Here is a 24562-nt window from a genome sequence, read left to right as displayed (position 1 = left end):
GTTATCTCGACTCCAATATAGCTTCAGTTGGTACGGATATCCCGGCAACCAAGCGATCCAGAAGCTCATCCGAGCGATTCGTTTCACCCCGGAAGGAATCCTTGAGAATAATTCGATGCGCGAGTACCGGTTTGATTAAGGCCTTCACATCATCAGGAACTACATAATCTCTCCCACGCAGCAATGCGCGAGCTTGCGCTGCTTTCAGAAGCTGTAGGCTTCCCCGCGGACTCACCCCAAAGGATATTTCCGGATGACTACGTGTAGCCGTTACAATGGCGATTAAATAACTGTACACCTCGTTACTGACGAACACTGTCGGCACAAGAGCTTGAAGCTCCTTAATTTCTTGCTGGGTTATGACAAACGCTAACGATTCCAATGGATTACGAACGGTGAAACGTCGCAATATCGCCAGTTCTTCCTCTTCTGTTGGATAGCCCATGGAAATACACATCATAAATCGATCTAGCTGCGCCTCCGGCAAAGGAAATGTCCCATGGTTATCAATTGGATTCTGAGTTGCGATGACCATGAACGGAGTTTCCAACGGATAGGTTACACCGTCAATCGTGACCTGACGCTCCTCCATGCATTCTAGCAAACTGGATTGCGTGCGAGGCGTGGCGCGATTAAGCTCATCTGCAAGTAAAATATTCGTAAAAACAGGGCCCTGCCGTAGCTCAAACTGCCCTGCTTGTTGGTTATAGAAATTAATGCCTGTAACGTCTGAAGGAAGTAAATCAGCGGTAAATTGAATACGCCGCATCTGGCAAGCTAATGATTTGGCCAAAGACTTGGCAAGCAATGTCTTACCCGTGCCTGGTACATCCTCAAGAATGAGATGTCCAGAGGACAGAAGCCCTACAAGTAAGTATTCAAGCACTTGTTCTTTCCCTACAACTACAGCGTTTACATTATTAATGACGGCTGAGAGCTTCTGCTCCAGTATTTGTTTATCCACAAAAAAACACCCTCCTCCATTTTCTACATTTTAACAATGATAGAGGGGGGTGTGAACTGTTTTATCACAATTGTTATAGCAATACTACTCTAACTAGATCCGGGACCTGCTTGCTCTGTACATTAAGAAAGCTAGATAAGGAGCTCCGATCAACGCAGTCACGATGCCTGAAGGGAGATCTCTTGGCATAATAACGATTCTACCGATCCAATCCGCAGCCGCAAGTAGTATACCTCCGATTAGGGCGGAGATGATCATAGAGCGCCGATGATTTGCTCCAACTAGCATTCTTGCTGCATGCGGAGCGAGAAGACCGATAAACCCAACTGCCCCTACGCTCGCAGCAGACATCGAAGCTAAAAGGACAGCTACGATTGCGACGTATAATCTCACCCGCCTCACTCTTAATCCAAGTCCTGCTGAGCTATCATCGCTGAAGGAAAGTAAATCGACCTTGCGTCCAAGCCACCAGCCGATCGGCAACAGGATACAGACGGTTGGTACCATCTGCCACACCTCGGTCCAACTACGGCCATAAGTACTTCCTGCCATCCACGCCAGAGCCGGAGCCACCTTCATCTCTGCTTGGACGACAAAAATATTAATAAGAGCAGCACCCGCCGCAGATACTGCGATTCCCACCAATGTGAGTATGGTTGGATTTAGTCCCCTCGTCCATGAAACGGAATAAACGATTGTCGCTGCAGCAACTCCACCAATGACCGCTGCAACGGGTAACCACCCCATCGAAACCTGTGGGACGACGATCATTAGCATTAATACACCTACGCCGGCTCCGCCCGTTACCCCGATCACTTGAGGATCGCCAAGCGGATTGCGAACTGCACTTTGGAGCAAGCTTCCACTCGCTGCAAGAGCCATCCCAGCTAAGCCAGCCACGAGTAGTCTCGGCAGACGGAAATCCATAAGGATTTGTCGATACAATTCATCGCCTTGCCCGGTTAACACAGACAAAACTTCTGAAAGGGGAATGTGTAACGTACCACTCGTTAAGCTAACTATCCAGACTGCAATTAATAAAATGCTAAACACAATAACGAGTGTAGAGTATGGAATTCTCCGCTGTAAACTCCCGACATTCATGGAGGAGCCACCGGAGCTTGTGCTAGCTTGAGCCTTGCGCGAAATCCTAAGGGCTAGCCAGATCAACCATGGTCCACCAATCATTGCGGTAATTGCTCCGGCAGGCAGTTCTCCATAGATATCTACGAATACGCGAGCAAGGGTATCGGAACCAACGAGAATAGTGGCTCCCCATAATGCGCTTACAGGAACTAACCATGCATGCTTAGTCATCCCTGACATACGTACAACATGCGGGGCAATCAATCCGATAAAGCCGATAGGTCCGACAACACTAACGCTCACACAAGCAATGAGAATAGCGATTGCCATTGCGAATATTCTAGTGCTAGCTACCTTCTGCCCTAACGACCGAGCCGTCTCTTCGCTTAAAGTAAGCACATCGAGATGACGGACAGCCAAGCATACCGCTACTATCCCACCTATGACCCATGGCCAAGTAAAGCTGACGCCATCCCAATTGTTCTGGATAAGCGACCCCGAGCCCCATAAGAAAATACCTCTGACCGCTTCTTGGTTCAGCAAAATTAATGCACTCGTGAATGAGGAAAGCACTAGCGTGATGATCATCCCAGACAAAGCGATGCGGATAGGTGTTCCTCTCCGTCCACCACCTAGAGCATATACAGCTACAGCGGCTAACACACCACCAGCTACCGCCATCGGTAGCGAATACTGATGAAGCAGCTTAGGCATGAAGATCGAGCCCGTGACAACGGCTAGATACGCACCCGCATTAACACCCAACGTCGTTTCCGAAGCGAGTGGATTACGTGTGACCGTCTGCATAAGTGCACCCGCAACCGCTAATGCAGCTCCCGCTAATAGCCCCATGACTGTTCTTGGAAGCCTTACACCTCGTATCATATTGTGATCGATAATATCTTGAGGATTAATAATCGCTTGAATGACTGTACGTACTGAGATATCTGCCAAGCCTTGCGTTAAGCTAAGAAAAGTAAGTACGAGTAAAGCACCTAGCCCTACGAGAAACACCCATAACGGCTTCCAACCCACCCCTGAATTAGCGGATTGAGCTGGATGGATATTAGACAAGGATGTTGAAGCTTCACCTGGTGCGGCGATATGCCTCTTGGATAGACTCACTGACTAAGAAGTTCAGCCGTTTTCTCAGCCATAATCTGAGCAGACAACGGACCGCCGTATGGCCACATGTCTCCTCCAAGAGCATATATACGGTTTTCTTTAACAAAATTGAGGGATTTCCATACTGAATTGTTTTTCAGTTGATTCTCGATAACGTTGTCGCTGTCTTGAATGATATGAAATAGGTTTGCGTCCTGCAATGCTGGAAGGGCTTCAACATCTGCTGTCGTGAATCCATAGCTTTCGAACTTTTCGCTTTTGTGTGCATTGGATAGTCCAATATGCTCTAGAATTTTGACAGCCATAGAGTTGTCCGTTGATAACCGGAAAGTAACCGCATTCTGATTGCTATACGCCATCGTCAGGACGAATGGAACTTTATCTTTGCCAGATGCGGCAACTTTAGCCTTAGCAGCTTCATAGGATTTGTCTAGGTTCTGAAGCACGGCTTCAGCTTCTGGCTTCTTGCCCAAGACATCAGCAATTTGGTTAAAGGTATTAACCATCTCTTCGTATTGATCTCCCTGGCCTTCGAGAGGGTATGCGTCATATACAAGCGTTGGAGCGATTTTACTCATCTCATCATAAACATTTTCCAGGTTAAAACGAGTGCCAACAATCAAATCCGGCTTTAACGAAGCAAGTAACTCCATGTTGGGTGCACCACGATCTCCGAGATCTGTGACCGATTCATCGATTTTGACAGGTAATCTTACGTATATGTTCATATTCTTAATATCCGCGATCCCTACGGGCTGAACACCAAGCGCCAATACATCTTCCGCATGCGTCCATTCCAACGCCACTACGCGTTTAGGCGTTCCTTTAATCGTCGTTTCTCCTAATACATGTTTGAAAGTACGCGTTTCATCAGATGGGCTTGCAGCAGATTCCGTAGCGGAAGCGGAAGCCGATTCGGTAGCCGCTGGAGATTTACTTGCGTTACTGTTGTTACCCTTAGAAGATTCCTTGCTGCCACACGCTGTAAGTAAAAGAGTCAAAGAAAGGATGATCATTACGGTTGAATGCTTAAAAATACGCACAACAAATAGCCCCCTAGTTTAAGTGGTTTTTCAAAAAATAAAGTGGATTAATTCTTTAACCTATGCCAATGCCTTCACTCTATCGTCGCGGTATTCCTGGTCCTTATCGGATTCCGCTATCGATGAATCCACCGCCAGTCCGTAAGGTAAACATAGTGGCGTACCCGTACGTGGATCCGGAATGATATCAGCGTCAATATTAAACACGTCTCGTAGCATCTGAGAAGTCATAACCTCATCAGGTTGTCCCTCATATAGAACGGTTCCGTCCTTCAGTGCCACAAGGTGCTGAGCATATCTGGCAGCATGATTCAAATCATGCACAACCATAATGATCGTACGCTTCTGTTCCTTGTTAAGCTTCTCTAACAAAGTCATAACTTCCATCTGATGCGCCATATCCAAGAACGTCGTAGGCTCATCGAGCAGCAATACTTCCGTTCCTTGCGCTAAAGCCATAGCTATCCAAGCCCGCTGGCGCTGTCCTCCAGACAAATGATCGACCGGCCTACTACTAAACAACGACATTCCAGTCGCATCCAAAGCCCATTCAATCATACGATTGTCTTCTGAGGATATGTTCCCGAACCCCTTCTGATGGGGAAATCGTCCGAAGGAAACGAGCTCACGAACGGTCAACCCCTCTGGAGAGGATGGATTCTGAGGTAGAATGGCTAGCTGCTTAGCTACATCCTTCGTCGGTTGACGGTGGATAAGCTTACCGTCCAAATATACACCACCCTGCGCGGGTGTGAGAATACGAGCCATCGCCTTCAGGATAGTTGATTTTCCTGATCCATTAGCGCCCACGAGCGCTGTAATTAAGCCATCTGGCACATGCAAGTTCAGCTCCTGTACAATTTGCCGACTTCCATATGCAAGGGACAACTGACTTGTATTTAATCGTGTATTCATCGCAATAGCCTCCAAATGAAAATGATTCTCATTAAACCTCTCGAATTGAATGATAATAGTTATCATTATCATTGTCAACGATTATAAATAAAACTGCCCCACAATTTGCGAGGCAGTTCGATTAATCTTTATTATTAGTCAAACAAGTCGCCAAAGACGTCCATGACGCTTTTCTTCTTTTTCTTATAGGGTGGATATTGTGAATGACCATGCTGAGGGTGTGAATGCTGATGCTGAGAAGATTGATAATTGGGTTGTGGAGGTTGTGTAGGTCTTGGAGCTTGCTGACGTCTTGATGAATCTCCGTCGTCGTCATCCCCATAATACCATTCATTATAATCCTGGCGAACTTCTCTGACGTCTAGCATCAGCTTGTCCAGCTCTCCTCGATCCAGCCATACCCCTTTGCAGGATGGGCATACGTCGATAAGGATTCCGTTCTTCTCTACTTCTCTCATACGAGAGCCTTCACAAATCGGACAGTTCATGAATCGTACCTCCCTCATTCATATGTTTGCCCTATTTAGTACGGACAAAACTTCATGAGGTTTCTAAGTGTTTATTAAATTCGACCCTTTCTTGCTTTATTGCATGTTAAATTGTAGCTACGTCCGTACCCTCGACCATATTTGACGATCGTACGCAGCATGGAGGAGTCTGCTAATTTGGTAAAAGGACATGGATCAGGCCTCGTATTCACCTCAAGAATCCAACATTGATGCTTACGATCCACCGCTATGTCTAGTCCTAGCTCATTTATTCTTGGATAGGATTGCCCGAAGCAATGAGCCGTTGAATAGGCAAGACGGTTGAACTTCTTTAATATTCTCGTAGCCCGTTTCTGACCCGCAATTCGTTGCAATAAGGCTTTCGAAGCGTATATACTTCCCCCTTGGCTCCCGTTCGTTACAGCCTTAAGAGGATGTGCGACCCGTGCAACTGTTCCTGTTACCTTCCATCCGACTTTGCGCCCCTTCTGAATCATTACTCGAAAATCGACTGGCTTCCCTGCATGCCTAAGAACATGTATCCCTTTCTGTACCAAGTACGATTTCCCATTTATCCGCGAACGCAGCCATTTGAACATGACCCCGAAGGTCGTAAAGGTGTGTTGCTTCATCCCATCCCTTACGCTCCACTTCCCCTTCGCCCCATCCAATCGCATGACGCCGACCCCACGGGAGCCTGACTCTGGCTTCACATACACCATCCCGTGCTGATGTAATAATTTTATCAACGAATGGGGTGTAAGTCGTAACGTTGTCGGAATGTGGCTGGATAAAAATGCGGAACGAGCTATGATCCTGGTTTTGACCCACTTGCTCGAAACTCCTGTTTGTTTATTCATCCTTGGTGCCAGCTCCCTTTCATCCCAATGGGCAATCTCCCTCAGAATAATGTATGGGAATCCCTTCAAGAAGGAAGGGCTCTTGTCTATCTGTAAATGAAGAACCTGCTATGATCCCGAACATATAATTGAATATCAACTATGGTGGCGAAGGTTGGAGGGAATAGCTTGAATGAGTTTCAGCTACGCGCAAAAATAGAGCAGGTTCGCGAAAACTTCCCTTGGTTCGGGCAAATTCTTGTGGACAACAGCTTGAATATTGATGAAATTCATTCCCTAAACCAGCTCCCCCTCCTCACATCGGAGTTATTGGAGCAGCATTATTATGGTAAGGAGCAGCCCTTCGCAACGCGAACTCCTTCTGACACAATCACCTGCTATAGAACTTCTGGAACGAGCTCACTTCGCCGTAAAGCGATCTACTACTCCGCGGATGATGAACAGCAATATATCCGGATTAAAGCCGACCTTTTTCAACAAATTCTCATACGCTCCGTTGACCTTACAGCCTTGTCAGATATGGGTACAGGTCATGCAGCCAGTACAGCTATAAGCATTTTCGAACGAATCGGGGTCACCGCGGACTCCATCGCATTTCAGCAACCTATCGAACAGCATTTAGAACGATTGAAGACTCTCCGCCCCCATGTTCTCTACACGATGCCTTCCCTATTAGATCGCTTATTGTCCGCGTCCATCGCTGATCCTGCCTCCTATGGGATTCGCCAAGTCATCCTTGTCGGTGAGATTGCATCCCCCGCATGGCTTCGCAGTATTGCCGATCAGCTGCAGCTTGCTCCCGAAAATATTACCGACACATATGGGTCCATTGAAATCGGTACGATCGCTTATTATTCGCATGAGCTTGGTAGATATCTATTTACAGAAGGAATTGAAGCTGAAGGGGTTCCCGCACAAGCATTGTTTAGCCGAGATATTGATGAACCCTTACATGAGAACGAATCCGTATTGGTGCTCACCTCATTGCATCGCGATCTATTCCCAGCTCTTAGATATGTGACGTACGATATTGTTCGAGATTTACGACCTATTCTTGTGGATGGGCAATGGAAGATGAGCTTTCAAGCTGTCGTAAGGCGCATTGGTCCCGAGCTTAAGCATGGAGAAAAAATTAGCATCTACGACATCGAGGGCGTCGTCTATCGTCATCTGAAGGAAGCCAAAGTACGGGTTCACGTCCAAGCCAACAGGCTTACCGTGCATATCGATAGCAAGGAGAAGAGTCCAGTCGTTTATAAACGGATCGAGCAGGAGCTGCGAGATCATATTCCTGAAATCGGCATTATGATTCGAGGTGGATTGCTAGATGAGCTTCGGGTCATCCCTTCGGACATCACATTCGATCATACGGTGCTTAAGCACAAAAGAATTTTCCATGACTGAGAGGGGGCATCCCGCATATGGCCTTGAACAGCTTAAACATCATGGATGGGCTGTGCCAGACGATCGGCCGCACACCACTCATTCCTCTCAAGCAACTATTCTCTGATGCACCCTATCAGGTGTATGCCAAGCTAGAGATGATGAACCCCGGAGGCAGCGCTAAGGATCGTCCTGCTCTGAATATTGTACGTGAAGCCATTCGAACAGGTGAAATTGACCATGATACGACTGTGATCGAATCGAGCTCCGGCAATATGGCTGTAAGTCTCGCACAGATTTGTCGATACCTTGGGTTACGTTTCGTGTGTGTCGTAGATCCTCGTACGACGGATACACACTTGAAGCTCATTCGCTCCCTTCACGGGGAAATTGAGATGGTGACTGAGCCTGATCCCGGTAGTGGCGATTATCTACCAGCAAGAATCGCGCGGGTCAAGAAGCTTCAGCAAGAAATCAAAAGCTGCTATTGGACGAACCAATACAGCAACCCTAACAACTATTTGGCACATTATCATTCGACAATGCCAGAGATTCTAGAGGTACTGCCCCATATCGATTATTTGTTCTGTGGAGTCAGCTCCTGTGGGACGGTACGAGGCTGCGCGGAAAGGTTAAAGCTCAATAATCTACCTACGCAGATCATAGCCGTAGATGCTGTAGGGAGCGTGATTTTCGGTGGTGTAAAAGGGGTGCGACAATTCCCTGGATTAGGTGCAGCTCTGCCGCCTCCGATTAATCGCACAGAGTTGGTTGATCGGGTCATAGAAGTGTCCGAACGCCAATGTATCGAAGGATGCCTTGAGCTTGTCCAGTCCGAAGCTATCATGGCTGGCGCCTCTTCGGGTGGCGTAATTGCTGCGATTCGGGCCATGCAGGATGAAATCCCCGCAGGAGCGATATGTGTAGCCATTCTTCCCGATCGGGGGGAGCGGTATTTGGACACCGTTTACAACGAAGAGTGGGTTCGGCAGCATGTCGGTAGTGAGTGAGCGGTGAGTAGGCTCGCTATAATAGGGGCATGTCAATGATGTGTGATGAAGGAGTGGGTTCGGCAGCATGATTTACTTAAACGATGGTCATATTCGCGAAATAGGTATCGATTGGTCCCTACTCACTTCTATCATCGAGTCTACATTGCAGCTTACAGGTACACCGGAAATCGTCCAGCCTATTAAGCCGTATTTGCGATTCAAGCATCCGAGTAACCGCATTATTGCCATGCCCTCCTTCGTCGGTGGGGAGACGAACATCAGCGGTATTAAGTGGATTGCCAGCTTTCCGGGCAACGTAACGCACGGAATTCCTCGAGCTCACAGCACGGTCATTCTGAATGACCCGGATAATGGCGTTCCCGTTGCAGTCATCAATAGCGGACAGCTTAGTGAAATACGCACTGCTGCGGTTAGCGCGGCTATGCTACGACATTATATGGCTCTGGAACGCCATCCGATATACCATGTCGGGATGATCGGATGGGGTCCGATTGGGCAAAGGCATATGGAGATGGTCATGGCATTGTATGGCGATAGGCTGGACAGCGTGCGGCTGTTCGATCTCAAGGGCATTGACCCTGCCTTGCTCGAACCTCAATTACGCACCAAAGCGATTATCGCTGCCCATTGGCAGGAGGTTTATCGACAAAGTGACATTGTCTTCACCTGTACCTCCTCCACTGCTCGTTATATCGATGAGCCTCCACCTTTGGGCTCTTTGCTCATGAACGTTTCGTTACGGGAGTACATGCCAAATAGCGTTCAGGCCATCAAAGCCATAGTCGTCGATCATTGGCGCGAGGTGTGTCGTGAAAATACGGACATCGAACTGCTTCATGTACAAAAGGGACTTATGGAGAGCGATACCGTGACTCTGAGAGATGTTGTATTTGCACAGGCATTGCAGTTTTTTGCCCCAACCGAGCCCATTTTCTTTAATCCGATGGGTATGGCCGCTTTCGATATAGCGATTGCGGCTTACTACTGGCGGGAAGCCGAGAGGCGTGGTATCGGGGTCAGATTGGTAGATTGAGTGATTCTACGGTAATCCCTACCCTTCATTTCTGATTGCGCCTGAGGTTTGTTACAATAGAAGGTGCGAGCTCAATTGAAGGGGGAAATCACAATGATAGTTGCGATCAATACAATAAAAATCAAATCAGGCCACGTCGGTGAAGTCGTCGAACGGTTCAAAAATCCTAAAGGCGTGCAGCATGCACCCGGTTTTATCCGCATGGAGCTACTGACCGAAGCAGGCGAGGAGCACGATGAGCTTAAAGTGTGTACAACTTGGGAGAGCAAGGACGCATTCGACGGATGGGTGAACAGCGATGCGTTCAAGCAAGCACATTCCCATTCCCGTCCGAAACCCGAAGCCGCTGCTGCTGAAGGTCAGCCAAGCCATGGCGAACAGCCGAAGTCAGGCTCCGGCATTATGCTCGGTGCGAAGCTAAGCATTCATGAAGTTGCATTCACCTTTCCAGGGGAATAAGGAGGATCGAATAAAACAGGCGAGAATCCACCAACTCGGATGGGTTCTCGCCTGTTTTGCTTACGCTTAAGTTTTATTTCCCGTTCTTATTCGCCGCAATTTGCTCTGCTAGCTCATTAAGCTCCGTCCAACGCTCAAGCAGCCCTTCCAACTTCGTCTCAAGACGCTGTTGTTCCGCCCCTAGCTCTTGAAGCCGAGCTGAGTCGCTACTTGCTGCTTCCATCTTAGCTGCAACCGAATGGATTTCTTGCTCCGTCTCGGAAATCCAATCATCAATTGACTCAAAATCCTTCTGATCCTTATACGACATCTTGACGACCAGACGTTCCTTGCTTTCAGGCTTAGGAGGCTCTGCTACGGCTTTGGCAGGCTCATCATTTGCTTGCTTCAAGGTTTCTTTCCGCTCAGTATACTCCTGATAGTCGGTATAGTTACCTGTATGATGCGTCACTACCCCGTCCCCTTCAAAGGCCAGAATACGACTGACGGTACGATCGAGAAAATACCGATCATGAGAAACGACAATGACGACGCCCGGAAAATCATCTAAATAATCTTCCAGCACTGTCAGCGTGGAAATATCCAAGTCATTCGTGGGCTCATCTAGGAGTAGCACATTCGGTGCATTCAGCAGCACTCGCATCAATTGTAGACGACGCTTCTCCCCACCCGACAGCTTGGAGATGACCGTCCACTGCATGGAAGGTGAGAATAGAAAGCGCTCAAGCATTTGCCCCGCGGATATCGTAGAGCCATCTGAAGTCTTAACTTGATCCGCACCTTCACGGATATATTCCATAACCCGAAGCGACTCATCCATCTCTTCATGCTCTTGACTGAACCAACCTAGCTTAACGGTCGTTCCAAGCTCCACGCTACCTGTATCGGGCATAAGCTTCCCTGCAATTAGCTTAAGCAACGTAGACTTCCCGCTGCCATTCTTTCCGACGATCCCGACACGGTCCTCCGGAACGGCGATATAACTCAAGTCCTTAATAAGTGTACGATCGCCTAGCTGCTTCGTAAGCTTCTCTATTTCAATGATCTTCTTGCCCAGCCTTGAAGAAGCGATCGACACATCCATCTTGCCAGCGGAAGCCTTCGGCCCTTGCTCCTTCAGAATCTCGAACCGATCAATCCGCGCCTTCTGCTTCGTCGAACGCGCTTGTGCGCCTCGACGTATCCACGCCAGCTCATTTCGAAGCAAGTTTTTGCGTTTCGCTTCCGAAGACGCCTCCCGCTCTTCCCTCTCCAGCTTAAGCTCAAGGAAGTGACTGTAATTCGCTTCATAGAAAAATGCCCGACCCTGATCCAGCTCAATGACGCGGTTACTGACCCGATCGAGGAAATACCGATCATGCGTAATCATTAGCAAAGCGCCTCTACGCTTCTGCAGCATACCCTCGAGCCATGCGACCGAATCATTATCGATGTGGTTCGTGGGCTCATCTAAGATCAATATGTCTGACGGTTGAAGAAGCGCAGCAGCCATTGCAACCCGCTTCCGTTGCCCACCTGAGAACGTCGATACTTTATCCTCATAGTTATGAATGCCAAGCTTCGTTAGCGCAGTCTTGGCTTCGCTCTCTAGCTGCCAAGCCTCTAGCTCATCCATCTGTTGGTTGGCGGCAATCAATCGTTCATGCAGCTTAGCATCGTCTGGATTGAGCGCCAAAGCTTCCATAATCTCGGCATATTCACGAACTGCCTTTAGCTGTGGAGAATGTCCACCGAGCACATGCTCAAGAGCCGTCTCGTCCTGCGCGAACACCGGATCCTGTGCCAGCATTCGCAGCACAACGGATCGACCGATCGATATTTTTCCTGAATCTGCGGTCTCCAGTCCGGCAATGACCTTCAGCAGCGTCGACTTTCCCGTACCGTTAACCCCTATGATTCCGAACTTATCTCCGGTTTCGATGCCGAAAGTAACGTCTTCGAACAGAATTTTGTCGCTATAGCTTTTCGATATATTTTCAACGGATAGTAAATGCATGAAATCATCAACCTACTTTATCACTAGTATACGGAACAACTCTCCGTATCATATCACAAAATCCTCGTCCCGCTTATTTCCTTCTAATCGCACGATTCAAATAAATCGCTATCGATCCAAATAGGACGACGAGAGTAGTAGGTAAAAACCAGGCGCCCATCCCATCGCTACCCTGGTCTTGGGCTGACTGAACACTACTCCAAACGATATAGCTAAACAAGCTCACAAGCTCAAGATTGATCCAGTAGATCAGCTTTCTAGCCATCACATATTGAATCGCAGCATTCTGCTCCGTAATTGGAACAGGGTAATTATAAACATAGGGATGCCGCGAAAGGGTTGTTAACCCGATATACAAGGCTAAGGAGATTGCCGGTAGAAGAAACAACATTCCCTTACTCCCCCATCCATCGGCTTCCCCTTTGCCGTTGAAATGTGTGGCTACTGTAGATGGAAGATCAGACCATTGAAAACAAAGATAAAGGATTGTTCCAATAAGGACGAATAGAGTGAGATAGTTAAGGAACCGTTCGAATCCTGTGATAGGAAGGTTTAGCTTAGGTTGTACGCGATCTAATGCAGACATAGGAGGACCTCCAGACAAGAGAATTAATAGTTTCGATGTAATTACGAGTAAAGCCCCGTTTAAAGTGGCAAACTGCACGTTATAGGTTTATATTCTATGTAAGCACTAAGATTCTTACTAACTACATTGGGAGGGTTCACTATGATCTTCAATCACATTCTAGTCCCCTATGACGGCTCCAAACCAGCTGCCAAAGCGTTAGAAAAAGCCATTCAATTAGCGAAAACAGACTCTACAACCCAACTTACAGTTGCGCACGTCATCAACCTGCAGCCCGTTATCATTGCGGATATGACTTTTGCTCAGCCTAGTTCCTATCAGGAGCAAGTAAAGGAGCAAGGCGATGCCATTATAGAGAAGGTTAAGGAAATGACAACTGAGATTCCACATACGAATGTTGTTGTGCTTGCCGGCTCCCCCGCAGAAGCGATTGTCGATTATGCGGAAAATAATGCATGTGACGTAATTATCATGGGTAGCAGAGGCTTAAGCTCCCTTAAAGAATTTATGGTCGGAAGCGTGAGCCACAATGTCATTCTTCATGCCCACATTCCTGTTATGATTATGAAGTAATTTACCATCGCATACAACTGAATGTTTCAAAACAAACAAGACAAGCCTGGCCGATTGATGGTCAGGCTTTCGTTCTATCACAGGAAGCTGCAGCTTCTCTAATCCTAACAATAAACAGGTGCTCCTATGAGAAATGATAAAGAGGTTATCGCTCAGATATTAGAATTTGCTTTGTGTGACCCTTTGGTTAAGGTTGTTCTTCTGAATGGCTCACGCGTAAACCCGAACGTCACACAGGATTTGCTATGCGATTACGATGTTATTTTCGGTGTGACGGATATCGCCCCTTTTGTGAGCAATCAAGAGTGGATTGCCCGCTTCGGCGAGCTCATCATCATGCAGCATAATCAAATTGAAGAGAATAATGAGCAGTGGGAAATTTTCCTCATGCAGTTTACCGATGGCGTTCGAATCGACCTCTCTATACGCAAGGTTGAGCACATTGTTGAGCCCACGGATAGCTTAACTATGGTGCTTCTAGACAAGGATAACCTTATGGGCACAGTTGAATCCCCTAGCGATCGATCCTATGTTACGACCAAGCCTTCACGGCAACAGTTTGACGAAACCCTTAACGAAATCTGGTGGTGCTCAACGAATGTCGCCAAGGGACTCTGGAGAAAAGAGTTACCCTATGCCAAATACATGCTCGACGTTGTTGTGAGGGATGCCTTGGTCACACTGTTAACGTGGTACGTCGGGATGAACAGCGATTGGACAATCAACTCTGGGAAAGCTGGGAGATGGCTTCAGCGTGATTTGCCTGAGGACATTTGGACTAGCTTTGCCCATACCTATGTCGGAAATGATTCCGAGCACAATTGGGATGCACTGTTTGAAACCGGAACACTTACTAGAACAATTGGAATCGCGGTAGCAGATAAGCTTGGCTATGAATACCCTTATGAGGACGACCAGAGAGTGACCCTATACCTCAAGCAGCTAAGGTCAGTTCGATAGGTTACTTGCTCATATTATTTCGATACTCACTAGGCGTAATACCCTCTTTGCCCTTGAAAGCTCGAATAAATGTGTTGCGGTTGTTGAAGCCGACAGCCTCCAAGATATCGCTGATTTTCTGGTCCGACTGGGCAAGCAGCTCCTTCGCTTTGCGGATTCTAAGATCAAGCAAATAATCCTGAAAGCCCACTCCTAACTCTCGCTTCAGCATACGCGACATATATTGCGCAGAAGTATTATACTTCTGCGCCAGCAGCTCCAGATGAATATCCTCCTGATAATGCTCATCAATGAACGTTCTGAAAGAACTAACATCGAACTTAACATTCGTTTCATTACATATAATGATGATATTTTCGAAGTAGGAAAAAATAGATTCCGTTATTTCGTCGACGGATATCGATTGGTCCGAGAGGATAAAGCCCGTGTACAAATTACCGACTCCCTCATCCAGCTCTTTATCCCTTTGCTTCAGAACCTGCAGACCGATCATATAGAACCGCATGTATAGCTCTCGCAGCAGTGAGGCGGTTATGCCTGCTTGGAGATTGTAATTGATGATCTGCTTCAGCAGATTATGCAGCTCCTCTTTTTTACCGGTCAATAAAAGGTTGAATAATCGGTTCTCGTCCTCTTTGCCTAGCAAATATCTTGTGACATCACCTTCATGATCCGATTCATTAAATGTATAAACTCGTTTACCATCGAAAGGGGATATACGCCAAAGCGCCTTCATCGCTTCAATGTAAGATTGACGCATGCCTTTGTAGCTCTCATGAATGCTTCCGATGCCCGCATGAACCCTCAAAAAGTCCTCATCCTTACGGAACAATTCCACGATTTCCTCGCTGTACCGTTCATATAAATACTGATCCGTCCCCTCTGGAACGTTGGCGAGCAGGCAGAACAAATGCGAATCCATTTCCAGCACATAACAGGGGTAATCCAAAGGCAGCAAAGACTTCAGTAATTTCATCAACATTCGTGATGAATCGTTTTGAAATTTCTCGTTGAAGGAATCGTAGAACGGCTTCCGGAAGTTGAACTGGAACATGGCGATGATGAAATGGTCGTTCTCGAACGAGAAGCTACTATTCTTCTGGTAGGCTTCAACACTAAGGTCATCATATAAGTAGTTGTATTTCAGCATTTTCACCAAGAATTGCTCGTTCGCAAGCGGAAGCGCATAAGAAAGCTGTTGATTCAGAGATTGTACGTTATTCATGATTCGCCCGATTTCATCATTCAGATACTCGAACTCGTTCACGGCTCGTTTGCCCTTAAGCTGAGGTCCGCTCATCCGATCGACTAACGACTTGATGGGCGCGTACAAGTTTTTACTGAAGGCGACGGACAGGATTAAGGAGAGCAGCAGCGTGAAGATTGCCGAAATCCATCTTAATTTCTCCATATTGCTCAAGCTGCTGCGAATATCGTTTTCCGGCACGCCGGCTATCATGACTACATCGTTATAGAAAAAATTCGTATTGAGGGTCACGATCCTCATTTTTTGGTTTTTATAGACAGCTTCCGACATGACATTAGGTGCTTCATGAAGCTGGTTCATGAAGGCCTGCAGCTCGAGATTGCGTACATAATCCGCCTCTGAGGAAGCAAGCATCGTCCCATTCTTGTCGGCGATGAACAGTACGCTACCCGGCGTAAGCTTGTAGTCCTGTAATAGGCGCACGATGGATTGAGCGTTCAGATTAATGACATACAGATTGTTGGACCAATACTCGGCGATCTTCGACTGAACAATCGGGATAATGACCTTTCCTTCATTCAGTTCCGACCCGCTAATCTGCGAAGGCGGCAGAATGGAGAACAGTTTGTAGCTAGAATTGTGAGCTTTCCAGAAATCAGCTGGATATTCTTTGAATCTGTACACCTTGTCATAGAAAAAGGATGCTGAATACGTCCCCTCATTGCTGATGATCAGATCGTCTTTGCGTTTGAATATGTATGCGCTGTCGATCGATGAGTCGATGTATTTGATTCGGGCCAAGGAGCGAACGGTTTGGCTGATATCTGCATACTGAGAAATCCCACCCTTGGTATCACTTTCACCGGTGAACACACTTAGAACACTCTGATCAAGCGAAAGCAGGAAGTTAGATTGATAGATGCCCTCGAACATATGGTTGAGCGAATCGGCAACGTTAGAAAGCGAACTATCGTAATTTCTTTCGATCCGATCCTGCACGTATTGTAAATATATATTATAGGTTACGAAATTGATAATCTGGATCAACACGGAGATGGAGATAAACAAAATAATAAATCGGAAGAAAATGCTCCTGAAGCTAACCCTCCATATATTCGCCAATCGCCCCATGTACATCTCCCCCTCTTATTACGCCTAGAGACGTAAACCTAAGGGTATTATGTACCACGCATGCCGTCAATAACTGTATCCTCTACTCTCACAATTAGGTAGAAAAGTGTTACATGGTCCTTTTTCGTGACTTCGTATTCGTATAACCGTGTGACAGAGGTCCGAAGTTGGCTGTAGGAACCTCATGCCGGATGTGTTTGGATAGGGGGAGAACAAACGAAGGAGGTTAGGCTGCAGGTGAGCCCTTACTTGAAACGCAACTATCATTACTATTTAATGCTCGTGTTACCGATCGCGTATTTCCTAATTTTCAAATATGGACCGATCGTTGGCAACGTCCTCGCCTTTCGTAAATACGTGCCTGGTGGCTCTATGTACGGAGAGGAATGGGTTGGACTCCGGTATTTCAAAATGTTTTGGAATGATCCGTCCTTCTGGTCGGCTTTCCAGAACTCGCTCGTGCTCAGCATTTTGAATTTGGTCATTTCGTTCACTTTCCCTATTATTTTTGCACTTCTATTGAACGAGATACTGGGCAAAAAAATAAAGACGCTCATTCAAACGATCTCTTATTTTCCTAATTTCGTCGCGGTCATCGTCGTCGTAGGAATACTGAAAGAGCTTCTCTCTCCTACGAACGGAATCGCGAACGACTTTCTCGGATATTTCGGCGTTGATCCGATTTTCTTCATGAATGAGGCAGATTGGTTCCGCACGATCTACATTACATCTGATATATGGCAGTTCATGGGATGGAATGCGATCATCTATACGGCGGCGCTCTCCTCGGTTGATACACAGCTATACGAAGCGGCGGAAATGGATGGCGCAGGCCGATGGCGCCAAACGATTAGCGTAACGATTCCGCAAATATTGCCAACCATTTCTGTCGTGCTAATCATCTCGTTAGGCTCCATGCTGGCGCTCGGCTTTGAGAAAGTATTGTTGCTCTATACGCCTAGCAATTCCACGACAAGTGACATCATCGACACGTTCGTATTCCGCATGGGCTTGCAAAATAACAATTACAGCTATGCTACAGCCGTTGGTCTGTTCGGCGGTCTGATCGGGCTCATGCTCGTGTCAGCAGGCAATTACCTCTCGAAGAAAATATCTGGCTTCTCTTTGTACTAGCCAAGAAGGAGAAATGATATGCTCTACCGCCGCTCGACCGGTTTCAAATGGTTCATGGCTTTTAATTCGTTTGTGATGCTGTGCATTACAGCTTCGATCTTATTTCCTTTCCTACACCTTCTCTCTGTGTCGCTAAGCGATTCCGGCGCAGTCGTAGGGGGCAGGGTTGGTTTATTGCCCAAAGGCTTCAACCTGGAAGCTTATGCTCGTGTTTTCCAACATCCTAGCATCATCGCAGGCTTTAAGAATTCAATTATTCAGACGATGATCGGAACGGCGATAGGCCTGTTCTTGCTCACCATCTGCGCCTATCCGTTATCCAAGAGGGCATTGAAGGGACGCAAGCCTCTTGTACTATTCATCATGTTCACGATGTTCTTCAGTGGGGGTCTTATTCCCACATACATGTTAGTCAAAAGTCTAGGCCTCATTGACAGCATCTGGGCGATCGTCCTACCCTTCAGTATTACGCCTTACTACTTATTACTCATGATGACTTACTTTCAAGGCATCCCGGAGGAAATCGAAGAATCCGCGATGCTGGACGGCTTGAATCCGTTCCGCATTCTCATGCAAATCGTTCTTCCGTTATCTAAGCCGATTCTGGCGGCCATCACTTTGTTCCTAACGGTTTATTACTGGAATAACTGGTTCAACTCCATGATTTACTTAAACAGCACGGAGAGACATCCGGTTATGATGATCATTCGCAACATTATCGTCGGATCAGATCTAGCCGGCAACGTCGGACAAGTCGGCGACACCGGAGACAGAGTCTCGACGGCATCGTTGAAAGCCGCAGCCATCATGTCTACCACGCTGCCCATTATGGTTCTGTTTCCGTTTACCCAGAAGTACTTCGCTAAAGGTGTCATGATCGGCTCTGTTAAGGGTTGATTACCGTTACTTTTGCAGGCCCAGCCTGAACAGCTTTTATGATAGATTAATTAAATCAAGGGAGGTAGTTTTAAAATGAAAGAATCACAAGACAGAAAGAAGAGCAAATGGCTAACCGGAGGTCTCGCATTTACGTTGGCGATGTCCACTATCTTATCCGCTTGCTCAAGCTCAAACACGGGTTCGAATACGGGCTCATCCGGGCAAGAAACCGGCGGAGAAGCATCCAAAGGGAGCGCCGGGGAAGGACCAGTCACCATCTCCATGATGTATAACGACAACCCCTCGTATCCTTTTAATGCTTCATGGCCCGTTCTGGAGCAATTCCAGAAGCTGGCTAACGTTAAGTTGAACATACAACCGACTCCGGACGCCGACTATGAAAACAAACTCAAAATCGTGCTCAGTTCGGGCTCCGCTCCCGACCTGGTAAGTTTCGTCCCACTGAAAGTCTATACGGAATTCGCCCAGACCGGAGTGTTGCTACCGATCAGCGACTACATGGATAAGCTACCGAACCTGAAGCAAAAGCTTGACCAATACGCCATTTCCGACGAACTAGACAACTGGACGCTTAAGGACGGTAAAGTATACGGAGTTCCGTTCATGTTCGAATCGAATATGTATACCACCGCTCCAGTCATCCGTGTCGATCTACTAAAAAAGCACAATCTGAAAACTCCGACAACGATGGACGAGCTATACGAAGTGCTGAAAAAATTTAAGGAAGCTGATCCGAAAAGCTTTCCAATGGCCAACTTGAACGGCGCCGTCGGCTTAATTAATCTGTCGGGTTCGGCATGGGGAATCGGACCTACACATAACGGATTTATGTTCAACTCCGACAAAAATGAATTCGAATACTCCTATACAAGCGACAACTATAAGCAATACGTCTCCTATTTTAGTCGCCTGATGAAAGAAGGCTTGGCCGATCCGGAGATTTTCACCTCCAGCACGGACCAATGGAAGCAGAAGATGGCGACAGGTCAGAGCGTATTCACTTATACATGGATTAGTGAGCTCGGTCAGATCAATGCCGATGGCAAGAAAAACGTATCACCCGACTTCGAACTGGCTCCGCTCCCTCCAATCGCGGGTCCAGGAGGCGTGAAAGGTCCTTCAGCCCAGCGCATTATCTCTGCTTATGTCATTCCAGCGAGCGCGGCTAAAAAACCGAACTTCGATAAATTACTGGAATATGTGAACTGGATGTATAGCGACGAAGCGATTAATCTCGGCACATGGGGCATTCAAGATGAAACGTTCGTGGAAATTGACGGTAAACGTGATTTCACGGACGCTGTTAAGAACGGTGGAAGCGTGCAGAAAGCGTTATGGAACATCGGCGCTTCCAACAACAATTTGACAACTGTGTTCACCTACGACTGGTTCTCCAAAGTTCTGAACAGTCCTCTCGTGGATAAGTTAACTGTGGAGGCTAATGAAAAAGGCTGGTTCCCTGCCGTCCAGAAGGTGCCTAAGCTGACACCTGCAGACAAAGAAGAAGAAACGATGAGAACGACAACCGTAAACGACCTCTTCATGCGGACCCAAGAACAATTCATCTATGGCAAAAATTCCGTCGATGCCGGCTGGGACAGCTACGTGAAGGAAATCAACGAAAAAGGCGTGTCCAAGCTGCTCGAAATCTATAACGGCACATTAAAGTAATCGACCGTTTCGGTTAAACAAACGCTGGGAAAGCCCCTTCTTCTCTGCAAGGGACTCCCCAGCGTTTGCTCTACTAAGAAGGCAGAAATGATAACAGGAGGTAACAAAAATGAAAGTGGGCATCGAACTGCATCATGGATATTTGAAGGACGAGCATCTATCCATCAGTCAGGTACTAGAAAAAGCGAAAGCTGACGGATATGAAGGCGTTTATTATAAATCTCCTATCTTCGTATCAAAAACTCTGGATATTGGTGAGTTAAGAGAAGCCTCAGCACACGCCAAGCAACTCGGCATGTACGTTGATTTTGGAATCGGGCTGGTCAACCCGTACAACACGATGGACTCGCCGGAAATATGGCAGATCGGCGGTGGAGATTACAAACTAGCTGTGGAGAAACAGATTTACGCCGCCGTCGAGATGGGCTCGAAAGAGTTGATCGGAGTAACCGCAGGCTGGCGTGGCGGGCATACCGGATACTTCGTAAACGACCGCTTCCGTACAGACGTAACTTGGGAGGAACAGCTTCAAGCCACGACCCGATTCTTAAAGCTGCTAGCGCCTGCACTAAGAGATTCCGGCGCACGCATTAATCTAGAAACACATGAGGAAATTACCTCTTACGAAATTCTGAGAATGATCAAGGAAGTCGGAGATGACGTTATCGGTGTCGCGTTCGATACAGCTAATGTGTTGTCCCGCGCTGAAGATCCGGTTGCGGTAGCCAAGCGCGCTGCTCCTTATATTCACCAAATGCATGCCAAAGATGGCATTCTCTATTTTTCCGAAACTGGACTTGTGCGCCAATTGAAAGCCTCCGGGCAAGGAATCGTCGACTACCCGGCAATACTCGCAGAGATCGGCAAGGTAAACCCGGATTTGCACTTGCAAGTTGAGGATCACAAAGGACTTATGCATATGGACATCTACGTAGACCAGTGGCGAGACGTTCACCCCGACCTCAGCATGGCGGAAGTGGCCGAGCTCGTTCGATTGGCCGCCCTATGCGAGAAGCGTATTGCTTCCGGAGAATGGATAAGTCCTGAAATCTATGAGGCGATCAGCTATTGGGATGAAATAGATGAACGCTTGGACTCCTCTCGAAAGTATCTTCAACAAGTGTTGAAGGAACTAGACCTGAACGATTAATTTATACGAATGAATGGAGGATATTGATATGAATAAGGAATTAAGGGTTATCGTCATTGGTGCTCATCCCGATGAACCGGACATCTACGCCGGAGGAACTGCTGCGTTGTTCGCAGAGATGGGACATCGAGTTAAATTTCTGTCTTTAACGAATGGCTGCTGTGGTCATTATGCCATTAGTGGCATGGAATTGGTCGAGCGGAGAAGAAACGAAGCAGTGAAGGCAGCCCAACAGCTCGGAATTGACGAATATGAGGTGCTTGATACGCCAGACGGAGAGCTACTTCCAACAATACCCGTACGTAATGAAGTTATTCGGCAAATCCGTGCTTGGAAAGCGGATGTGGTCATTACTTTCCATCCTGAAGGGGGCAAACATGCGGATAATCGGTATGCGGGTAAAGTCGTAAGCGATGCAGCCTCTTTCATCGTTAAGACACCAAATGCGATTCCGGAAGTCCCCATGTTGAACCAATCACCTGTTGTGCTTCTGATGCCTGATTATTCGATGAAAGACCGTTACAAGGCTGATATCGTCATAGATATTACAGCAGTCATGGAGAAGAAGCTCCTTGCGTGCGATGCCCATGCTTCACAATTCTATGAATTCGCTCCTTGGCAGTCTGGGTTACTGAATCAGGTTCCCGAGAGCTGGGAAGACAAGAAATTGTACCTTCTAAAATATTGGGCCGAATTCATGGTCGTTTCCGATGAGATGAAGCCTGCTCTGAGCAGATGGTACGGCAAAGAACGCGCCGACAGCATTCAGTACGCGGAACCATTCGAAATCGCCCATTACGGACGTCGCCCTAACGACGATGAGATGAGATCTCTCTTCCCGATGTTCCCATCGATAGAGTCATGATTCAGGAGGAAATGTGCTACTAGCCGCTATCGCTGCCCTGATGTTCGTCATTCAAACGCTATGCCTTAAAAAGCTACCTGAACTACGGTCGAATCAGGCGTTGTTCGGACTTATAACCACCTACAGCGCATTGATTGCCGTCGGCTTGCTTCTATGGCAAATATTCGTCGGATCAATCACGATCAGTACGGGTACTTGGACGATAGGCTCCCTTTACGGCGTCACCTTTACCCTGACGATGTTTTTCTACACTCGAGCGATGAATACCGGTCCATTATCTTATTCTTCGTTTTATTTCTCTGTAAGTTTGATGGTACCCGTCGTTGCTAGTATGACACTATGGCGTGAAGCTGCGGGGCCACTTAAGATCATAGGTCTGGTCTTATTTCTACTATCTTTCTATTTCATTCAAATCTTCGGGGGGAGACAGGAGCAGCATGTACAGCAGCAGAAACGCTGGATGACTTACTGTCTTCTCGCATTCTTGTTTAATGGACTCATTCCGGTACTCGCCAAAACTCATCAATCTATGCTGGACGGAAGTGAAGCAACTGAATTGATGATCGTTGGCTTCTCTGCAGCATTTATCTGTTCGTTCCTCTGCTGGATCGGAACCGGTGGGATTCGTAATCGTATCCGACTTACTCCGAGCACTAGGGTTGCTTGGAGCACCTTCATTCTTATCGGCGGTATAGGCTTATCGACAGGAGTCGGAAATGCTCTGATGGTCTACCTTGCCAACCGATTGCCGGGAGCCTACCTATATCCATTCGTTAACGGCAGCATGATCGTGCTATTGACACTCGTCTCCACTTTCGTCTTTAAAGAGAAGCTGACTAAAGGCGGCGCACTAGGCATTCTAGTCGGAATTCTGGCGATCATCGCGGTGAATCTATAGCTTACGAAAGTCTGTGAATCGGAGGAATTATTATGCCTAATATAGCCATGCTCAGCTGTTGGAACCATTATCATGCCAAGAGCTTTGTCAGGGATTTAGCTCTTCATCCTGAAGCGAAGATCATTGCCATCTGGGACGATGACTTAGAGAGGGGTAAAACTTTTGCTAAAGAGTTTGGTGTCCGCTTCGAGCCCGACTTGACTGCGCTTCTAGCAATGTCTAGCTTAGATGGCGTTATTATCAATAGCTCTCCCGAACAAGCCTCTTCGCTGATTGAGATGGCAGCCAAAGCTTACAAGCACGTGCTAGTAGATCAAGTATTAGCCCTCACCCTTCACGAAGCGAACCGGGTAGCGGGTTGGATTCGACATTCAAACATCCATTTCACGATAGACATGTCGTTAAGACATTGGCCTGTCAATCTAGCTGCCAAGAAAGTGGCGATCACAGGCGCAATTGGAGACATCACGAGCATTAGAATTCGGAACGCTCACGACGGCGCAACCGGGGAGGTTCCTCTAGCGTCTAGATATCTTGACACACCCTATGGTGTATTCACCGACCTCGGCGCGCATTGTCTATACCTCATGCGATGGATTCTAGGAAAACCGGTTGCTGTTACCGCCATTACTACCAGGTATACAGGTCATAACGCAGAAGACAACGCAGCGTGCCTATTCGAGTTCGCTAATTGTGCAATTGCGATATGCGATACGAGTTATTCCGCCAGCCAATCTCCCTATTCAATAGAGCTCTACGGAACGTCGGGAAGTTTCTTAGGTGGAGGCGCAACGGGAGTTCATCGCAAGCTGCTTCAACCATCGGACAGCTTTGTCCGATATTTCACTCCAGATAAAGAAGATTCGAATGACGTTCAGAAGGCGCCTACATTGTCTGAAGCTGGAGAGTCCACCCTTTCATTGTGGCTAAAGGCAATTCAAGGACAGTCTGAGTTACCGACAGGCGTTGATGATGGAATAGCGCTTGCCGAAACCCTTGAAGCGCTGTATCTCTCCGCACATACAGGTAGAAAAGTTTACTTACAGGACTTAAATCATTAATAAATTAGGTATAAACGAACAACCCTGACAGTCTAATGTCAGGGTTGTTCGTTTATAATCA

Annotated in this window: 22 protein-coding genes; 13 read left to right on the top strand and 9 right to left on the bottom strand. The window is 47.2% G+C overall.

The genetic code is table 11. The features are described 5' to 3' along the window. Position 1: 1 nt before the first annotated feature. From M1K58_RS19895 to M1K58_RS19870, 6 genes are all read right to left on the bottom strand, one after another. Positions 2 to 964: an AAA family ATPase gene (locus M1K58_RS19895; protein ID WP_256760623.1), complete on the bottom strand. Its 963-nt coding sequence runs from the start codon at positions 962 to 964 to the stop codon at positions 2 to 4. 93 nt (positions 965 to 1057) lie between these two features. Next, positions 1058 to 3175, bottom strand: a complete 2118-nt coding sequence (gene fhuB, locus M1K58_RS19890) for a Fe(3+)-hydroxamate ABC transporter permease FhuB (protein WP_372339188.1) — start codon at positions 3173 to 3175, stop codon at positions 1058 to 1060. Continuing rightward, entirely contained in the window at positions 3172 to 4218 is a 1047-nt protein-coding gene (locus tag M1K58_RS19885; protein ID WP_256760622.1) for an ABC transporter substrate-binding protein, read from the bottom strand. Before M1K58_RS19885 ends, fhuB begins: the two co-directional genes overlap by 4 nt. Positions 4219 to 4278: 60 nt before the next feature. Next, positions 4279 to 5133: an ABC transporter ATP-binding protein gene (locus M1K58_RS19880; protein ID WP_256760621.1), complete on the bottom strand. Its 855-nt coding sequence runs from the start codon at positions 5131 to 5133 to the stop codon at positions 4279 to 4281. A 134-nt stretch (positions 5134 to 5267) separates the two neighbouring features. Continuing rightward, positions 5268 to 5621 carry a TFIIB-type zinc ribbon-containing protein gene (locus tag M1K58_RS19875; RefSeq protein WP_256760620.1) on the bottom strand — a complete coding sequence of 118 codons (354 nt, stop codon included), beginning with the start codon at positions 5619 to 5621 and terminating at the stop codon, positions 5268 to 5270. 74 nt (positions 5622 to 5695) lie between these two features. Further along, the gene (locus M1K58_RS19870) at positions 5696 to 6481 is read right to left on the bottom strand and encodes a YheC/YheD family protein (RefSeq protein WP_256760619.1); all 786 of its coding nucleotides are present in this window, start codon (positions 6479 to 6481) and stop codon (positions 5696 to 5698) included. A 168-nt stretch (positions 6482 to 6649) separates the two neighbouring features. On the opposite strand from M1K58_RS19870, the gene M1K58_RS19865 reads away from it, so the two are divergent. The 4 genes from M1K58_RS19865 (at position 6650) to M1K58_RS19850 (ending at position 10369) form a co-directional block, all read left to right on the top strand. After that, the gene (locus M1K58_RS19865) at positions 6650 to 7885 is read left to right on the top strand and encodes an acyl-CoA synthetase family protein (RefSeq protein WP_256760618.1); all 1236 of its coding nucleotides are present in this window, start codon (positions 6650 to 6652) and stop codon (positions 7883 to 7885) included. A gap of 17 nt (positions 7886 to 7902) precedes the next feature. After that, on the top strand, positions 7903 to 8874 hold the full coding sequence (gene sbnA, locus M1K58_RS19860; protein WP_256760617.1) for a 2,3-diaminopropionate biosynthesis protein SbnA: 972 nt from the start codon (positions 7903 to 7905) through the stop codon (positions 8872 to 8874). 67 nt (positions 8875 to 8941) lie between these two features. Next, positions 8942 to 9910: a 2,3-diaminopropionate biosynthesis protein SbnB gene (locus tag M1K58_RS19855; protein WP_256760616.1), complete on the top strand. Its 969-nt coding sequence runs from the start codon at positions 8942 to 8944 to the stop codon at positions 9908 to 9910. Between the two features lie 93 nt (positions 9911 to 10003). Then, positions 10004 to 10369, top strand: a complete 366-nt coding sequence (locus M1K58_RS19850) for an antibiotic biosynthesis monooxygenase (RefSeq protein ID WP_256760615.1) — start codon at positions 10004 to 10006, stop codon at positions 10367 to 10369. Positions 10370 to 10442: 73 nt separating this feature from the next. Here the strand turns inward: M1K58_RS19850 and M1K58_RS19845 are convergent, their stop codons facing one another. Together M1K58_RS19845 and M1K58_RS19840 are read right to left on the bottom strand one after the other, a co-directional pair. Further along, entirely contained in the window at positions 10443 to 12365 is a 1923-nt protein-coding gene (locus tag M1K58_RS19845) for an ABC-F family ATP-binding cassette domain-containing protein (RefSeq protein ID WP_256760614.1), read from the bottom strand. 73 nt (positions 12366 to 12438) lie between these two features. Then, positions 12439 to 12951: a DUF1648 domain-containing protein gene (locus M1K58_RS19840; protein ID WP_256760613.1), complete on the bottom strand. Its 513-nt coding sequence runs from the start codon at positions 12949 to 12951 to the stop codon at positions 12439 to 12441. A gap of 141 nt (positions 12952 to 13092) precedes the next feature. Between M1K58_RS19840 and M1K58_RS19835 the strand changes: the two genes are divergently transcribed. Further along, positions 13093 to 13524: a universal stress protein gene (locus M1K58_RS19835; RefSeq protein ID WP_256760612.1), complete on the top strand. Its 432-nt coding sequence runs from the start codon at positions 13093 to 13095 to the stop codon at positions 13522 to 13524. A 126-nt stretch (positions 13525 to 13650) separates the two neighbouring features. Beyond that, the gene (locus tag M1K58_RS19830) at positions 13651 to 14484 is read left to right on the top strand and encodes an aminoglycoside 6-adenylyltransferase (RefSeq protein WP_256760611.1); all 834 of its coding nucleotides are present in this window, start codon (positions 13651 to 13653) and stop codon (positions 14482 to 14484) included. A 1-nt stretch (position 14485) separates the two neighbouring features. Here M1K58_RS19830 and M1K58_RS19825 read toward each other — a convergent pair whose 3' ends face one another. Further along, positions 14486 to 16822 carry a helix-turn-helix domain-containing protein gene (locus tag M1K58_RS19825; RefSeq protein ID WP_256760610.1) on the bottom strand — a complete coding sequence of 779 codons (2337 nt, stop codon included), beginning with the start codon at positions 16820 to 16822 and terminating at the stop codon, positions 14486 to 14488. A 237-nt stretch (positions 16823 to 17059) separates the two neighbouring features. Here M1K58_RS19825 and M1K58_RS19820 point away from each other — a divergent pair, with 237 nt between their 5' ends. The 7 genes from M1K58_RS19820 to M1K58_RS19790 all read left to right on the top strand — a co-directional run bounded on the left by M1K58_RS19820 (position 17060) and on the right by M1K58_RS19790 (position 24501). Beyond that, entirely contained in the window at positions 17060 to 17956 is an 897-nt protein-coding gene (locus tag M1K58_RS19820; RefSeq protein ID WP_256760609.1) for an ABC transporter permease, read from the top strand. 18 nt (positions 17957 to 17974) lie between these two features. After that, on the top strand, positions 17975 to 18853 hold the full coding sequence (locus M1K58_RS19815; protein WP_256760608.1) for a carbohydrate ABC transporter permease: 879 nt from the start codon (positions 17975 to 17977) through the stop codon (positions 18851 to 18853). A 75-nt stretch (positions 18854 to 18928) separates the two neighbouring features. Next, the gene (locus tag M1K58_RS19810) at positions 18929 to 20527 is read left to right on the top strand and encodes an extracellular solute-binding protein (protein ID WP_256760607.1); all 1599 of its coding nucleotides are present in this window, start codon (positions 18929 to 18931) and stop codon (positions 20525 to 20527) included. Between the two features lie 109 nt (positions 20528 to 20636). Then, positions 20637 to 21677: a sugar phosphate isomerase/epimerase family protein gene (locus M1K58_RS19805; protein ID WP_256760606.1), complete on the top strand. Its 1041-nt coding sequence runs from the start codon at positions 20637 to 20639 to the stop codon at positions 21675 to 21677. A gap of 28 nt (positions 21678 to 21705) precedes the next feature. Then, positions 21706 to 22542 carry a PIG-L deacetylase family protein gene (locus M1K58_RS19800; RefSeq protein WP_256760605.1) on the top strand — a complete coding sequence of 279 codons (837 nt, stop codon included), beginning with the start codon at positions 21706 to 21708 and terminating at the stop codon, positions 22540 to 22542. 13 nt (positions 22543 to 22555) lie between these two features. After that, positions 22556 to 23440, top strand: a complete 885-nt coding sequence (locus M1K58_RS19795) for a hypothetical protein (protein WP_256760604.1) — start codon at positions 22556 to 22558, stop codon at positions 23438 to 23440. 32 nt (positions 23441 to 23472) lie between these two features. Next, the gene (locus tag M1K58_RS19790; RefSeq protein ID WP_256760603.1) at positions 23473 to 24501 is read left to right on the top strand and encodes a Gfo/Idh/MocA family protein; all 1029 of its coding nucleotides are present in this window, start codon (positions 23473 to 23475) and stop codon (positions 24499 to 24501) included. Positions 24502 to 24562 lie beyond the last annotated feature (61 nt).

It is taken from the genome of Cohnella sp. WQ 127256 (assembly GCF_024519285.1).
Lineage (GTDB): Bacteria > Bacillota > Bacilli > Paenibacillales > Paenibacillaceae > Cohnella.
This window is presented reverse-complemented; position numbering and strand designations above follow the sequence as displayed.